General features: G+C 35.6%; 12 protein-coding genes. 9 read left to right on the plus strand and 3 right to left on the minus strand.

All coding sequences use genetic code 11. The annotated features are described in order from the left end of the window. The first annotated feature begins 174 nt into the window (after nucleotides 1-174). The 7 genes from Q1W72_RS08235 to Q1W72_RS08265 all read left to right on the plus strand — a co-directional run bounded on the left by Q1W72_RS08235 (nucleotide 175) and on the right by Q1W72_RS08265 (nucleotide 9,870). Nucleotides 175-840 (plus strand): SCO family protein, encoded by a 666-nt coding sequence (locus Q1W72_RS08235; RefSeq protein WP_099713879.1) that lies wholly within the window; start codon nucleotides 175-177, stop codon nucleotides 838-840. Nucleotides 841-1,008: 168 nt separating this feature from the next. Continuing rightward, complete coding sequence (locus Q1W72_RS08240) at nucleotides 1,009-1,248, plus strand: FeoA family protein (protein ID WP_121343194.1); 240 nt, start codon at nucleotides 1,009-1,011, stop codon at nucleotides 1,246-1,248. Beyond that, nucleotides 1,248-3,347: a ferrous iron transport protein B gene (feoB, locus tag Q1W72_RS08245; protein ID WP_121343193.1), complete on the plus strand. Its 2,100-nt coding sequence runs from the start codon at nucleotides 1,248-1,250 to the stop codon at nucleotides 3,345-3,347. Before Q1W72_RS08240 ends, feoB begins: the two co-directional genes overlap by 1 nt. Before the next feature lie 6 nt (nucleotides 3,348-3,353). Then, nucleotides 3,354-3,485, plus strand: coding sequence for a FeoB-associated Cys-rich membrane protein (locus tag Q1W72_RS08250; protein ID WP_121343192.1), 132 nt, complete (start codon nucleotides 3,354-3,356; stop codon nucleotides 3,483-3,485). Nucleotides 3,486-4,059: 574 nt separating this feature from the next. Beyond that, complete coding sequence (locus Q1W72_RS08255; RefSeq protein WP_302137890.1) at nucleotides 4,060-6,744, plus strand: TonB-dependent receptor; 2,685 nt, start codon at nucleotides 4,060-4,062, stop codon at nucleotides 6,742-6,744. A 42-nt stretch (nucleotides 6,745-6,786) separates the two neighbouring features. After that, complete coding sequence (locus Q1W72_RS08260) at nucleotides 6,787-7,311, plus strand: YfiR family protein (protein WP_302137892.1); 525 nt, start codon at nucleotides 6,787-6,789, stop codon at nucleotides 7,309-7,311. Nucleotides 7,312-7,410: 99 nt separating this feature from the next. Beyond that, nucleotides 7,411-9,870: a PAS domain S-box protein gene (locus Q1W72_RS08265; RefSeq protein ID WP_099713883.1), complete on the plus strand. Its 2,460-nt coding sequence runs from the start codon at nucleotides 7,411-7,413 to the stop codon at nucleotides 9,868-9,870. Between the two features lie 26 nt (nucleotides 9,871-9,896). On the opposite strand, the gene Q1W72_RS08270 is transcribed toward Q1W72_RS08265, so the two are convergent. The 3 genes from Q1W72_RS08270 to Q1W72_RS08280 form a co-directional block, all read right to left on the minus strand. Further along, complete coding sequence (locus Q1W72_RS08270) at nucleotides 9,897-10,313, minus strand: hypothetical protein (protein WP_302137893.1); 417 nt, start codon at nucleotides 10,311-10,313, stop codon at nucleotides 9,897-9,899. Between the two features lie 43 nt (nucleotides 10,314-10,356). After that, nucleotides 10,357-11,010, minus strand: a complete 654-nt coding sequence (locus tag Q1W72_RS08275; RefSeq protein WP_099713885.1) for a metal-dependent transcriptional regulator — start codon at nucleotides 11,008-11,010, stop codon at nucleotides 10,357-10,359. Between the two features lie 172 nt (nucleotides 11,011-11,182). Further along, a complete protein-coding gene (locus tag Q1W72_RS08280) occupies nucleotides 11,183-13,054 on the minus strand; it encodes an Nramp family divalent metal transporter (RefSeq protein WP_302137894.1) in 1,872 nt (623 codons plus the stop codon). A 120-nt stretch (nucleotides 13,055-13,174) separates the two neighbouring features. Here Q1W72_RS08280 and Q1W72_RS08285 point away from each other — a divergent pair, with 120 nt between their 5' ends. Together Q1W72_RS08285 and Q1W72_RS08290 are read left to right on the plus strand one after the other, a co-directional pair. Further along, nucleotides 13,175-15,418, plus strand: coding sequence for a TonB-dependent receptor (locus Q1W72_RS08285; RefSeq protein WP_302137930.1), 2,244 nt, complete (start codon nucleotides 13,175-13,177; stop codon nucleotides 15,416-15,418). Then, a complete protein-coding gene (locus tag Q1W72_RS08290) occupies nucleotides 15,418-15,885 on the plus strand; it encodes a thioredoxin family protein (RefSeq protein WP_302137895.1) in 468 nt (155 codons plus the stop codon). Before Q1W72_RS08285 ends, Q1W72_RS08290 begins: the two co-directional genes overlap by 1 nt.

The raw sequence follows: 15,885 nt of genomic DNA on the forward strand, positions 1-15,885 counted from the left end.
TTTTTAGTTAAAATCAAATACATCTTTATTTGACTTTAAAATTTCTAAAAGGTTTAATCCTAAAAGGTATTAATTTCACATCCTTTATTTCAAAGGAATTCACCTAAAATAAGATTGTGTTAATTTGAATTAAAAACAAATCTCATTTTCGTATTTTTGCATCAAAATAGCGTTATGTTAGAATTTTTCAAAAAATACCGACTCTTTTTCGGGGTCTTCATTGTTCTTTCGGCAATCATTTTATCTTTATTTTATTCGGCTTTAAAGCCAAAAAAAACACTTCCCATTTATAATCCCGCGGATGTAAATCCTGAATTAGTGGACAGCACCATTCAATACAAAAGCAAGTACCATACGATTGCTGATTTTTCATTTGTTAACCAAAACGGAAAAACCATCACCCAAAAAGATTACGAAGGCAAAATATACGTTGCTGATTTTTTCTTTACCACTTGCGGCTCCATCTGTCCAAAGATGACCACCAATTTATCCGATATTCAAAAAGCTTTCGCCAATAATCCAAAGGTAAAATTATTATCGTACACCGTTTTTCCGGAGACTGACAGCGTTCCTGTTTTGAAAGCTTACGCCAAAAAACATCATGTTGATGATGCCAAATGGAATTTAGTTACCGGAGATAAAAAAGAAATTTACACCATGGCCAGAAAATCCTATTTGGCCGTGAAACTGGGAAAACCAAGTGAATTATATGATATGGTTCACACCGAAAATTTTGTTTTGGTGGATGCCAAAAAAAGAGTTCGTGGCTTTTATGACGGCACCAATAAAGAAGACATCAAGCGATTAATCGAAGATATTACTTTTTTGAGTAACGAATAAAGACTTTAAACAGAAGATAAGTCACTTATAATCTGATTGAAAAACCCAGTAAAACAAACTATTCCCTATTCTTAAAATTTATCCAAAAAAACTACAAAATTGACAATTATCATTTTTTTTAGTTTTATAATATGTACTTTTGCAATCTTAATTCAATCTAAATAAGACTTGCAAACAACGATACATTCTCTAAAAAAAGGTGAAAAAGCCATTATCAAAGATTTTGATATTGACATTGTTCCGTTGAAATTACTAGAAATGGGTTGTCTGCCGGGGAATATGGTTGAACTGCTTCAAATTGCTCCTTTTGGCGATCCTTTATACCTTAACATTAATGGTTCACACGTTGCTATCCGCGTGGAGACAGCCCGTGAGATTGAAGTTGAAATACTAAAAAACAACTTATAATGACCAATCAAAATATCAATGTTGCTTTAATCGGGAATCCTAATACGGGGAAAACTTCCGTTTTTAATCAGTTGACAGGACTTAATCAACAAGTGGGAAACTACCCTGGAATTACGGTTGAAAAAAAGATTGGTTTTTGTAAATTACCCAATAATGCCAAAGCTAATATTCTGGATTTACCCGGAACCTACAGCTTAAATGCAAGTTCGATTGATGAAAATGTAGTCATTGAATTATTACTGAATAAAAACGATAAATTATATCCGGACGTAGCGCTTGTGGTTACTGATGTTGAAAATCTGAAACGAAATTTACTGCTTTTTACCCAAATAAAAGACCTTGAAATTCCCACAATATTAGTCATCAACATGGCCGATAGAATGAAATTTAAAGGAATCACACTAGACATTCCGTATCTTGAGGAACATTTAAAAACAAAAATTGCGCTTATCAGTTCCAGAAAAGGTTTTGGGATTGATGAATTGAAAAAATTGATTGTCAGTTACAAAACCATTTCCAGCGAACCGTGTTTGAATGCGTCCAGTATTGATCCTGAATATTTCAATACGCTTCGCAAAACATTTCCTAACCAGCTGTTGTATAAATTATGGTTGGTCATCACGCAAGACGTAAACTTCCTGAATTTAGATCGAAATGAAATTAGAAGTTCGTTTACTAAATCGCATTCAGATTTAAAGCGTTTGCAACAAAAAGAAACCATAAAACGCTATCAATTCATCAATGATGTTTTGAAAGAAGGATTAAAAATTGACACCACTATTGCTAAAGATTTCCGCAGCAAACTGGATCGTGTTCTGACACACAAAGTATGGGGATATGTAATTTTCTTCCTGATTTTGTTTGTTATTTTCCAATCTATTTTCGAATGGTCTAAAATCCCGATGGATTTTATCGATGCTTCTTTTGCTTCATTGAGTACACTTGCTGCCGAAGAATTACCGGCAGGAGTTTTGACCAATTTAATTTCGCAGGGAATCATTCCCGGAATAGGCGGAATTTTGATATTTATTCCACAAATTGCCTTCCTGTTTATGTTTATTTCTATTCTAGAAGAAAGTGGTTACATGAGCCGAGTAGTTTTCCTGATGGATAAAATCATGCGAAAATTTGGTTTATCAGGTAAAAGTGTAGTGCCGCTTATTTCAGGAACCGCCTGCGCTATTCCAGCAATTATGGCTACCCGAAATATAGAGAACTGGAAAGAAAGATTAATCACCATTCTGGTAACACCTTTTACAACCTGTTCTGCAAGATTACCGGTTTATGCCATTATTATTGCACTGGTAATTCCTGATAATCGTGTTTTTGGTTTTCTGAACATGCAAGGAATGACCTTAATGTTGTTGTACCTTTTGGGTTTTGGAATGGCTATTTTCTCCGCTTACATTTTGAATAAAATCCTTAAAATAAAAGGGAAAACATACTTTGTGGTAGAAATGCCAAATTACAAATTACCACTTTTCAAGAACGTGGGAATCAATGTAATCGAGAAAACGAAAGCTTTTATTTTTGGCGCCGGAAAAATCATTTTAGCGATTTCTATTGTATTGTGGTTTTTAGCCTCTTACGGTCCAGGCGAAAAATTCAATAATGCAGAAACAATTGTTACTGAAAACACCAAGCAAAATCCGTTGTCAGAAACAGATTTTGAGAATGCTGTAGCTTCACAAAAACTGGAAAATTCCTATATTGGATTAATGGGAAAAACTATTGAACCGGCGATCTCACCCCTTGGTTATGACTGGAAAATAGGAATTGCAATCATCAGTTCCTTTGCTGCCAGAGAAGTATTCGTGGGAACATTGGCAACCATTTACAGCGTAGGTGGCAGTGATAATGAGACTACAATCAAAAATAAAATGGCTGCTGAAATCAATCCGGTAACCGGAGAAAAGATTTTCAACTTTGCCTCCGGAATATCGTTGCTGTTGTTTTATGCTTTTGCCATGCAATGTGCCAGTACGCTTGCAGTTACTAAAAAAGAAACCAATTCATGGAAATGGCCGGCTGGACAATTGATCTTCATGTCTGGATTTGCTTATGTGGTGGCTTTACTTGCCTATCAAATTCTAAAATAACCTATTATGGATATTCAAGAAATAATTGCTTTTATTGCCTTGGGAATTGCCCTTGCTTTTTTGATCAAAAAATTCTTTTTCAAAAAGAAAAAATCAGATAAAAATTGTGGCAGCGGTGATGATTGTGGTTGCAATTAAAATTTTACTCTTTTCTGTTTTTTAATCTGAACTACTTTAAAACTCAACTGGGTTAAACTTTACTTAAAAAAACAAAAAAAAGCCTTCTATTATTTAAAAAAATGCCTTTTTTTGATTAAATTTACTATAGAAAAAACGAGCTTTTAGATTCAAAATCAGTTCTTTCCATTTTTTAGATTAAAAAAAGTGGCTTTTAAATTCAACCTGAATCTAAGTTGCCTTTTGGACATAATTTCAACTCTATCCCTACAAAGAATTGAAATTATAGAACTATTATGAATGGGAATTCGCATAGGAATAGACCATCATAATTTTTAGTAAAAATCTCATTCGTAAGTTATAAATATTTTTAATCCCAAAAAATATTTCTGATTCTGTTATAGACCTAAAGTAGTATTCGTTTTTGGATAAACTTCTTTTTAACAACTTGAACAAAACTACTTTTTGATTTCATACTCATCTTTTTCACGGATTACTTTTTCTCAAAAAACACAACAAGTAGTTCCCTGAAAACTTCTTACAATTATTACGTTGCCATTGATTTCAAACCAAAATGGACCAATATCAACTAATCATGAAAAAGTTTGTCACCATCGTATTATTTATGCTGAACATCACCTTTCTTTTTGCACAAAAAGAAATCTCCGGTTTTGTGATAGATAATGCTGGTGTTGCCATGTCAGGCGTAAATGTCACCGAAAAAGGAACAAGTAACAGCGTTTCCACTGATCTCAACGGAGCATACAAGATTACCGTCAAAGAAGGGGCTATTTTGGTCTTTAGTTACTTTGGTTTCTCCAAACAAGAATATGACACAACCGAATCTATTTTGAATGTTGTTTTATCTGAAGGAAGCGGACAAAATCTTAACGCAGTTGTCGTTACCGGAACCAGAGCTACGCCGAGAAGCAATACTACAACAACACTTCCCATTGATATTGTGTCCTATGAAGAACTGACCTCAACAGGACAAATAACCTTTGACAAAGCATTACAGTATAAAATTCCCTCTTTTAATACGGCTCAAACTCCCGTAAATGATGCTACTTCCTTACTTGACCCATACGAAATTAGAAATATGGGACCCAGCAGAACTTTAATACTCATCAACGGAAAACGGAAAAATTTAAGCGCTTTACTGTATGTTCAAACATCACCCGGTCAAGGGGAAACAGGAGCTGATATTTCCGGAATACCAATTGATGCCATAGAACGGGTGGAAATTCTTCGGGATGGCGCATCGGCACAATACGGTTCTGATGCCATTGCCGGAGTACTCAATATTATTTTAAAAAAGAGAACTGATGAGGATTCCGTAACTATTAAAACAGGCGTGACGGGTGAAGGTGACGGCGAAATGCTGGGCGTGAGCTTGAACAATGGCTCTGCTGTGGGCAATAATGGTTTTGTAAATTATACATTAGATTTTTCGAAAGTAAAATTGGCAAACAGACCCGGAAAAGTAGATGCAGATGGAGAATTTACTGATTTTGGAGGTTCTATTTCAGGTATTAACACCTCAGCAGATATTAACGCTTTTCTAACAAAATATCCGGATGCCAAGAATATAAATGGAGCTCCAGAAACTGCTGCTGCAAAATTTTTGGTAAACGGTGGATTTAATCTATCTGATGAAACACAAATGTATTACAACGCCGCTTATGTCTATAAAAAAGTGAATTCTTATGCCAATTACAGAACGCCATACTGGGGCTACGGAGGAGGAATTACTTTAAACGACCTTCCTTATTTATTAAATTTCTTTGGAGACGGAACTATCGCTTCATACAAAGGTCATATCCCAACATTTATAGGCGAATTAAACGATTACAACGCCACTTTAGGCTACAAATCCATAAAAAACGGATGGAATACTGATGCCAGCATAACAGTAGGCGGAAACAAACAAACTTACGCTATAGAAAACTCTCATAACAGATCTGATATTCAGGATGAAAATGGAGTGAATTTATATCGTGAAAACAGCCCCATTTTTTTCAAACCGGGAGACGCATCATTCAATCATGTTGTGGGTAATTTAGATATTTCTAAAGTGCTGTCAGATAAAATAAGCATTGGTTTTGGCTCCGAAGTGAGAACCGAAACGTTCCTGATCAATGAAGGCGATAAAGCTTCTTGGGATGGATTTGGCGCCGACTCATTTGCGGGGAATCGACCCGAGAATTCCGGAAAATGGAACCGTTACAATTTAGGAGGATACTTCGATCTGGCGTATGACTTTACAAAAGATTTTTCAGTGAATGGTACCGTTCGTTATGAAGATTACAGTGATTTTGGGGCAGCAACGGTTTGGAAATTAAGTTCCAGATATAAATTTTATAAAGACAAAATTACGGTAAGAGGTTCTATTTCTTCTGGATTTAGAGCACCGACATTACACCAAATCTACACTCAAAAATCACAATATTCTTTCGTAGCGGGTCAGGGAATTCAAATCAACGGTTTAATTAATAATATTTCTGCACATGCACGTATTTTGGGTATTCCAAAATTAGATGCCGAAAAATCAACCAATATAACTGTAGGAATAGGTTCCAATCCTTTGAAAGATTTAAATTTCACTGTAGATTATTACAACATTAAAGTAAAAGACCGAATCATTTTAGGGGATAAAGTGGACACACAGTTTGGCAGCGTTGCCTGGTTTGAAAACTCATTCGATACGAGAACTTCAGGCTTAGATGTGGTCATGAATTACGGCACTTTAACATTAGGGGCCGGGGTTATTGGATTCAATTTGTCCGGAAATATAACGCTTGAAAACAAAAGAATTTCACCCGTTGCAAGTAATAATTTTGGTGCAACACTTGATGCTTTAATGTTTACGTCCAGACCCGAAACCAAATGGATTTTGGGAGCAAATTACAGAATCAGAAAATTTGATTTCTCACTTAGCAACACGTATTTTGGAAAAACAACTTTCAAACAAGAAGGTTTAGATTCCAATTTAAGAACAGAGTTTATCCCTAAAATAGTCACTGATTTAGGAATTAACTACGCTGCAACAGATAAATTAACCGTAACGCTTAACGCGAATAATGTGTTAAATGTAGTGCCCGAATGGAAATTTAAAGCCGAAAATGCCGCCGGAACAGCCATTCTGAACAACCCGACTCAAGTGAAATCACAATTTAACCTGATTACATTCAATGGTCGTTACTCGCAAATGACCTATCAAGGATATCACTTTAGCCAATTAGGAACTTTATTTAGCTTGTCGCTTATCTATAAATTTTAAAACAGATTTTTCAAATCAGGGTAAAACTTCGTTAAAAACAGAATGATGAAAACTAGAAATCACCTATTTATTTTAAGCGTAATTATTATGCTAATGGGGGGAAATACGATTTCGGCCCAAGAGAATTCCGGCGGGAAGGAATATGCTTTAAAAGCAGATTTCTTGTATCGTTTTGTAGACTATGTTTACTGGAAAAATTACTCTAAAAAACAAACTTTCAAGATTGCTATTCTGGAAGGAAGTCCAATTACCAATTCACTGCTTGACATTAGTAAAGACAAAAAAATTGAAGTAAAAGAATATAAAAATTTGAATGATATAAGTTTTTGCAACATTCTGTTTGTTCCTTACAATTGTTCCATTCCTATTGAAACCATTCTTTCTAAATATGCAGGGAAACCGGTACTGATTGTCACAGAACAAAACGGTTTTGGAAAAAAAGGAACACATGTGAATTTTGTCAAAGTCGACAATAAATTAAAATTTGAAGTAAATCTAAAAGCAATAAATAAAGCCGGAATAGGAATCAGTTCATTCTTATTGCAACATGCCATTATTGTGCAATAATAATATCAAAATACAGCTTTGAGTGATTTAAAAATCTTTAAAACACAAAACGTTTAGTGTGTGAAGTGGTGCTATAAATATTGAAAAAACAATACATACATGATGAATCTACGCAACATATCAATTAAAAATAAGCTGGTGCTCATGCAGGTTTTCACCTCAGCATTTGTATTGGGACTTTGTATTACTGCTTTTGTACTGATAGACATTCAAGGATTTAAAGACCGAAAAGTGATTAGTTCAATAGCTATTGCACAAGTGGTCGGTTTCAATAATGTTTCTGCCCTTGAGTTTTTGGATAATGCTGCCGCCAATAAAATTCTATCGGAATTAAACGTGCAAAACGATATTTTGAATGCAAACATATTGGACAAAAAAGGCAACGTTTTTGCCTCCTATACAAAACCGGGCTCTGATCCTAACTATCGATTTTCTGTTCCGGCCATGAATGAAAAAAGTTCTCATTTTACCAATGAAAATCTTTTTGTTTACAGCAAAATCAAGAAAGACAATAAAACAATTGGATTGGTTTGTATCCGATTTGAATTATCAGAATTGAATAAAATAAAAATGGATGTGCTGCGTCTGGGAGTTGTACTATTGGTCGTAGGAATTGGGCTGGCATTCTTGATTGCAATGATTATTAAAAAATACATCTCAAAACCCTTATTGAACTTGGTAACCGTAATTCAGCAGATAAAGGACACCAGTGATTATACCACCCGAATGACCGTTGAAGGAAAAGACGAAATCAGCATTCTTTCCATAGGTCTTAATGACATGCTTTCAACAATCGAAAAAAGAGACAATGAAGTGGCTCAATCCAAAGAGCAGTTAAATGAGCAAAATACACTTTTACAATCCGTGATTCAAAACATGGGTGATGGATTAGTCGTTGCTGATGAAAATGGGAAATTTATCATTTGGAATCCAGCTTCTGAAAAAATAATTGGAATTGGTCTTCTGGATATACCCGAAGAAAAATGGGCTGACACTTATGGCATATTGTGGCCGGATACTAAAGCTGTTTTGGCTACTGATGACCTGCCTATCGTTAAGGCATTACATGGCGAAGAAGTAGATGATATGGAAATATTTGTACAAAATTACAAAAAAACCGAAGGCAATTTTGTTGTGATATCCGCCAGACCATTGAAAGATTCGGCTGGTAAAATAACCGGAGCGGTGGCAGTTTTTCACGATATCACGGAACGAAAAAATGCAGAAACCGAGATTAAAAAACTAAATGAAGAACTGGAACAAAAAGTAACAGAACGCACAGCTCAATTGGCGGAAGCCATAGAAACACTTCGCAAAAGCGAGGAAAAATATCGTGAAATTGTGGAAAACATAAGTGATCTTGTTCACACATCAGACTATAAAGGTTATTTCACCTACATCAATCCTGCCTGTAAAAAACTAACGGGTTATACCCAAGATGAGCTTATAGGAAAACATTTTTCAGAACTGGTCGCTCCAGAATGGAAAGACCGTGTGGCCGATTTTTACTTAAATCAATTTAAACATAAAATAGACGAAACATTATTCTCATTTCCCATTATTACCAAAAACAGAGAACTAAAATGGGTAGAACAAACGGTAATGCAGCTAAGGGAAGGAAATAGAATTACCGGTCACAAATCGATCATGCGAGACATCACGGAACGAAAAGCAGCCGAACAGAAATTAAAAGAAAGCGAAGGTCAATTGCAAACCATATTCAATGAGGCGCCTGACGCTTTGATTGTAATAAATGACGAAGGAATCATCATGAGATGGAATCCGCAAGCCGAAAAAATCTTTGGCTGGACCATTATAGAAGCCTTAGGCAAACGAATGCATGAATTAATTATGCCAGAACAACATAGAGAGAATCATTTAAAAGGACTTCATCACTTTATAGATACTGGCGAAGGACCTATTCTTAATAAAACATTTGAAACCACAGCACTTAACAAACAAAATGTTGAATTTGATATTGAGCTAACCGTGTCGCAAGCTACTATTTTAGGCAAATACATCTTCATTGCTTTTATTAAAGACATTTCAATAAGCAAAAAACTAGAAGACGAGAAAATAGAAGCCGATAAATTAGTGCGCCTTAATGAATTAAAATTGAAATTGATTTTAGAAAATATTGGCGAAGGAATTATTGTAACTGACAGCCAGAAAAGAATCGTTTTGTCGAATCATATGGCCGAAGAAATCATAGGTATAAAACAAGACTCTACAATGCCAACTACACTGGATTGGTCCACTAAATACGACTTGTATTATCCTGACGAGCAAACTGTTTTTCCAGCTCAAAACCTTCCATTGGAAAAAGCATTAAAAGGCGAATCAACAGATGATGTCGAGATAATAATTGAAGATTCAGAAACGAAAACTAAAAAACGGGTTATCATCAGCGGAAGACCGATAATCGATGAAAACAATTATGTAATTGCTGCTGTTGCAAATATAAAAGACATCACCTATTACAAAGAACTTGAGGTAGCTTTAGAAGAAAGCGAACAGAAATATCGAAAATTAATAGGATTCAAAAGTGATAAAAAATAACATTTACTGTACTGATTCCAGAAGGGTTATTTTACATACCCAATTTTTACATAATAGTTTTTCGGATTGACTTGAACTCCTTCTTTTGGATAAGGAAAAACACTAAAGGTTTTTATGTTTTTTTGCTTTTCAGGCAAATATTTAGAAAACCACTGTTTATTTTCTTCTTCGTTTTTCATCGAAAAAACCATCGTGTGATCCTCCATTAATTTTGAATCTTTGTAAACCGAAACTACTACCGAAGCTTCTCCCGCCCAGATACAAGTCACGCCTTCCGGGCAGCGGGAATCAGAAACGAGTTCTTTCAAAACCAAATTGAATCCTTTTTTCTTAAGACACTTTTTTTGGGTTATCTTCAAAGATTGAACATTTTCTGTTTTGGTGTTTTGTGCGAAAGTTATCGTGCCAATCATCAAAAGAAACAACAACAAGGAATTTTTCATGTTCTTTATTTTAAATAGTTTATCCAAAGATAACGCCAAATACCTACGTTAATTTCACGAAAAGGTTACTGGCAATTTTATTAGAAATGGTTAAATCCTTGTTGTCTACTTTTATTTTCAAAGACAAATCGAAAGTTTCCTTTCCTATGATTTCAATTTTAGAACCCAATGCGATTCCCTGTTTGTCCAAATATTTTAGAAATTCTGAGGAGGTATCTTTAACACCAACGCAAATCCCTGCTTGGTTTTCGTGCAATTCAGAGAGCAATTGCTTTTCTATTTTAACAATTTGACCATTTGCATCGGGAATAGGATCGCCATGTGGATCTTCGGTAGGATTTCCTAAAAAATCATCCAGTTTGTTGATGAGTTTTTCTGATTTAATGTGTTCCAATTGCTCCGCAATATCATGAACCTCATCCCAAGAAAAATCTAGTTTATCTACTAAAAAAACCTCCCAAAGACGGTGTTTTCTCACGATCATTTTTGCGGCTATTTTTCCGTGTTCTGTCAAAGAAACGCCTTGGTATTTTTTATAATTAACCAAGTCTTTTTCGGCTAATTTCTTGAGCATATCAGTCACTGATGAAGCTTTGGTTTCCATTTTTTCGGCAATAGCATTGGTGCTTATTTCTGAATCTGAAATAATGGTAAGGTGGTATATGGTTTTAAGATAATTCTCTTCTGAAAATGTCATTTGATTTTTGATTGCAGATTAACGATTTTTGATTTCAGATTCCCTAGTCTCGATAACAGTGGGAATCCTTTTATTTGCATTGTTGTTCAGTGAGCTTTGTTTGCAACCTCCCGATAGCTATCGGGAAGCGGGAATAGCACCTCCAAAAAATTCACTTTGGATGAAAATTTATTTAATTTTTTACAATAAGTAACGGAATAGAAATTTTGTGGCGCAATTTATCAACCGTAGTTCCAAAGACTAAATCCTTGAATCCCGTATGACCGTGCGTTCCCATAACCAAAATGTCAAATTGTCCTTTGTTTACAATCTCCGGAATCACTTTATTAGGTTTTCCAAAGCCTAATTGTGTGGCTACTTGAAATCCTTTTTCGGTAAGCATTACTTTGTATTCCTCTAATAATTTCTCGTCGATTAAGGTTTCATGATCATCTGTGTTTTCGCCATAAATCATGGCTCCAACGGTTTCTACCACGTGAATCAAAGTGTATTTTGCTTCTATTCCTCCTAATTCAAAAGCGTTATTTAAAGCCACCTCATCTGCACTGGAGAAATCTACGGAGACCGCAATATCCTTTTTAGTGTAACTTCCTGATTTAGAAAATCGCAGTTTTAAACTGTGTGGCGAATGATTTTGAATGTCTATTTTGGCTTTGGCAATAAAAGGCTTGAACACAATATAAAGCAACAAAATCAAGAAACCTATCGCTAGGGGAACTACCGTTAACCATAACAAAAGTGGATTTTCGGAAGTTTCAAGCCAACCTGTTATTTCATCAAAAACCAATTTAGCATTTAATGAAACAATGATAGTTGCAATAATCCAAGAAGCGATTTGGGTCACTTTCCCAATATGAAATCCTTTCATTTTTGATTTATCACTCACAAAATGAATCAACGGAATAATGGCAAAACCCAGTTGTAAACTCAAAATAACCTGACTCAAAATCAGTAATTTTCCTGTGACACTTTCCCCGTATATCGTAATTACAATAACCGCAGGAACAATGGCAATCAGTCGTGTGATGATTCTTCGAACCCAAGGCTGAATGCGCAAATTAAGATACCCTTCCATCACAATTTGTCCGGCAAGAGTTCCTGTAATTGTAGAACTTTGTCCGGCAGCAATCAACGCAACCGCAAATAATATAGGTGCAAATTTGCTTCCTAAAAGCGGCTCCAAAAAGCGATGGGCATCTTGAATCTCGGCCACTTCAAACATTCCGTTTTTATAAAATGTGGCTGCTGCCAATATCAAAATTGCGGCATTCACTAAAAAAGCCAAGTTTAATGCAATGGTAGAATCGATGAAATTGTATTTCAAAGCCTGCTTAATTCCTGCAGTTGTTCTTTCGAATTTTCTGGTTTGCACCAAAGAGGAATGCAAGTATAAGTTGTGTGGCATAACCGTAGCTCCAATAATACCGATAGCAATATACAATGCCGCTTCATTAGGCATCGAAGGAATTAACCCGAACAATACTTTATCCAGTTCCGGCTGGGCAAATATCATTTCAAAAATGAAGGAAAACCCAATGATAGCCACCAATACAATGATAAAAGCTTCCATTTTTCGGATGCCTTTATTGATTAAAAATAATAATAAAAAGGTGTCTAAAACTGTGATTAACACGCCTTCAATCAGCGGAATGTCAAACAATAAATTGATACCGATTGCCATTCCCAAAACCTCGGCAAGATCACAGGCTGCGATAGCAATTTCAGCAAGGAAGTACAATATATAATTGATAAATGGCGAATAGGTTTCTCGGGAGGCTTGCGCCAAATCACGTTGGGTAACAATCCCCAGTCGGGCACTCAAGCTTTGCAACAACAGAGCCATAATATTACTCATCAATAAAACCCAAAGTAAGGCATAACCAAACTGGCTTCCTCCAGCAATGTCTGTCGCCCAGTTTCCCGGATCCATATAACCAACACTAATTAAATAAGCCGGGCCAAAAAAAGCAAGGATTTTTCGGAATACTGATTTTTTGTTTTGTGTGGAAACCGATTGGTTTACTTCTTCTAAAGATTTAGCCATGATATTAAGTTATTGATACAAATGTAATTAAAAAATTTGTTTTGCAAAATATAATTTTTAGCTTTGCCTAAATTTAATTTAAGTACAGTGAAAAATTTATATATATTGTCCATTATTCTGATGTTTAGCTTTGGCTACAGCCAAGAAAAAACAAGCCTTTCGGGATTTGTTTCATCAGAGAAAAAAGGGGTTTCGGATGCCCGTGTTTTTTTAATTGGAACAAAATACGCCACCCAAACGGATAGTTTAGGAAACTACAGCATCGAAAATATTGCTGAAGGAAATTACAGAATTCAGATTACGGCAAGCGGTTTTCAAACTTTAAAAAAGAATATAACGGTCAAAATTAATGAGAACAACATTTTGGATTTTGAACTTTCAAGTACCGAAAACCAACTCAATGAAGTCGTTGTTTCGGGAACTTTAAAAGCAGTAAAAAGATTAGAAAGTGCCGTTCCAGTCGAGGTTTATTCCCCGATATTTTTTAAGAAAAACCCAACAGCCAGTATTTATGAAGCCTTACAGAATGTAAACGGAGTCCGACCACAGCTTAATTGTGGTGTTTGTAATACGGGCGACATCCACATCAACGGACTGGAAGGTCCGTATACTTTGGTTCTAATAGACGGAATGCCCATAGTGAGCAGTTTATCCACAGTGTATGGATTATCCGGAATTCCAAACTCACTGGTGGAACGAATTGAAATCGTAAAAGGTCCCGCTTCCTCTTTATACGGGAGTGAAGCCGTGGGTGGTTTAATCAATATCATTACTAAAAATCCAACAAATGCTCCCCTATTTTCCGCTGATGTGTTTTCTACTTCTTGGTTGGAAACCAATGTTGATTTAGGAGTAAAACTCAATGTTGGTAAAAAAGCAACCGCACTTTTAGGTTTAAATTATTTCAGATACAATCAAAAAATAGACAACGACGGCGATAATTTTACTGATGTTACCCTTTCTGACCGAATTTCCCTTTTTCAAAAATGGACTTTCGACAGAAAAGAAAATCGATTGTTCACCATTGCGGCGCGTGGCGTTTATGAAGACCGTTTTGGTGGCGATGTGCGTTGGGAGAAAAAACACCGTGGCGGAGACGAAATCTATGGCGAAAGCATTTATACCAAACGTGCAGAATTGATTGGAAGTTACCAATTGCCTTTTCAGGAAAAACTAATGCTATCCTTTTCAGGAAACGTACATTTTCAAGACAGTCGGTATGGCACAACGAGTTATATTGCCAACCAAAAAATTGGTTTTCTACAATTGACTTGGGATAAAAAAATAGGGAAAAATGATTTGCTTACCGGAATTGCCACCCGATACAATTATTACGATGACAATACGCCAGCAACTTCAAAACTGGGAAATAACAACCCAGAAAAAACGTGGTTGCCGGGAATTTTTGTTCAAGATGAAATCACGTTTACTGAAAAACACAAGCTATTACTGGGAATGCGTTACGATTACAACTCGTTTCACGGAAGTATCTTAACACCCAGAATTGCTTATAAATGGAAATTGGACGATAACAACATCATTCGTTTGAATGCAGGAACGGGTTTTAGAGTCGTGAATTTATTTACTGAAGATCATGCTGCTTTAACTGGCGCTCGTGAAATTGTAATCGCCAATAACCTGAAACCTGAACAATCCATAAATGCCAATTTGAATTATATCAAGAAAATAAATTTCGACAATGGAACTTTTATCGGAATTGAAACTTCCTTTTTCCATACCCGATTCAGTAATAAAATTGTGTCGGATTATGATACTGATCCAAATCAAATCATTTATGACAACATCAACGGTTATGCGATAAGCCAAGGAATCAGTACGAACATCGATTTCAATTTTCCGAATGGATTAAAGATTATCACTGGCGCTTCCTTGCTAGATAATAAAAACGTTGAAAATGGCCGAAAAGAAACCCCTTTTCTAACCGAGAAATTCACAGCAACTTGGAGTGTTTCGTATAAAATTCAAGCTATTGATTTGAATGTAGATTATACCGGAAATGTGTACAGCCCGATGCAATTGCCTCTTTTAAGCGCTTTAGATCCTCGCGCTCCGGAATCACCATGGTACAGTTTGCAAAACATTCAATTCACCTATTCTGGCTTGAAAAACTTTGAATTCTATGCCGGAATTAAAAACCTATTAAACTTTTTGCCTAAACAAAATAACCCATTTTTAATTGCAAGAACCAATGATCCTTTTGATAAAAATGTAACATACGATACGAACGGACAAGTGTTGGCAACACCTGAAAACCCTTATGGATTAACGTTTGATACGACTTATGTCTATGGACCGAACCAAGGAATCAGAAGCTTTTTCGGACTTCGTTATACCTTAAAATAATGAAAAAGAATCTTTATTTACTGTTGCTTTTATGCTGTGTGATTCCTGCTGGATTCGCACAGCTACATCCGGTTTCATTGGAACAAATCGACAGTTTACAACGTATCGAAAAGAGAAAAACGATAGTTTTCATTCAAACCGATTGGTGCCAATTTTGCCATGCGATGAAAAACACCACTTTCAAAAACGAGGAAATCATCAAGGAACTCAACAACACTTTTTATTTTGTTGATTTCAATGCCGAAGAAAAACGAGCGGTAGTTTTCAATAAAACCACTTTTCAATTCAAACCCACAGGAAACAACTCTGGAACGCACGAACTGGCCATCGCATTAGGAACAATAAATAAGCAACTGAACTTTCCTGTTTTGTGTGTTTTGAACAGTGAAAACGAGATTGTTTTTCAGCACAGCGGGTACTTGAAACCAAAAGAATTAAAGCTGATTTTAGCCAAACTAAAAGAATAA

This window comes from Flavobacterium sp. ZE23DGlu08, assembly GCF_030505335.1.
Taxonomy (GTDB): domain Bacteria; phylum Bacteroidota; class Bacteroidia; order Flavobacteriales; family Flavobacteriaceae; genus Flavobacterium; species Flavobacterium algoritolerans.

What these genes read in the sequence shown, in the direction of transcription:
- Q1W72_RS08235 (WP_099713879.1), top strand. Translation starts at nt 175, where the DNA reads ATGTTAGAATTTTTCAAAAAATACCGACTCTTTTTCGGGGTCTTCATT.
- feoB (WP_121343193.1), top strand. Translation starts at nt 1,248, where the DNA reads ATGACCAATCAAAATATCAATGTTGCTTTAATCGGGAATCCTAATACG.
- Q1W72_RS08250 (WP_121343192.1), top strand. Translation starts at nt 3,354, where the DNA reads ATGGATATTCAAGAAATAATTGCTTTTATTGCCTTGGGAATTGCCCTT.
- Q1W72_RS08255 (WP_302137890.1), top strand. Translation starts at nt 4,060, where the DNA reads ATGAAAAAGTTTGTCACCATCGTATTATTTATGCTGAACATCACCTTT.
- Q1W72_RS08260 (WP_302137892.1), top strand. Translation starts at nt 6,787, where the DNA reads ATGATGAAAACTAGAAATCACCTATTTATTTTAAGCGTAATTATTATG.
- Q1W72_RS08265 (WP_099713883.1), top strand. Translation starts at nt 7,411, where the DNA reads ATGATGAATCTACGCAACATATCAATTAAAAATAAGCTGGTGCTCATG.
- Q1W72_RS08270 (WP_302137893.1), bottom strand. Translation starts at nt 10,313, where the DNA reads ATGAAAAATTCCTTGTTGTTGTTTCTTTTGATGATTGGCACGATAACT.
- Q1W72_RS08275 (WP_099713885.1), bottom strand. Translation starts at nt 11,010, where the DNA reads ATGACATTTTCAGAAGAGAATTATCTTAAAACCATATACCACCTTACC.
- Q1W72_RS08280 (WP_302137894.1), bottom strand. Translation starts at nt 13,054, where the DNA reads ATGGCTAAATCTTTAGAAGAAGTAAACCAATCGGTTTCCACACAAAAC.
- Q1W72_RS08285 (WP_302137930.1), top strand. Translation starts at nt 13,175, where the DNA reads ATGTTTAGCTTTGGCTACAGCCAAGAAAAAACAAGCCTTTCGGGATTT.
- Q1W72_RS08290 (WP_302137895.1), top strand. Translation starts at nt 15,418, where the DNA reads ATGAAAAAGAATCTTTATTTACTGTTGCTTTTATGCTGTGTGATTCCT.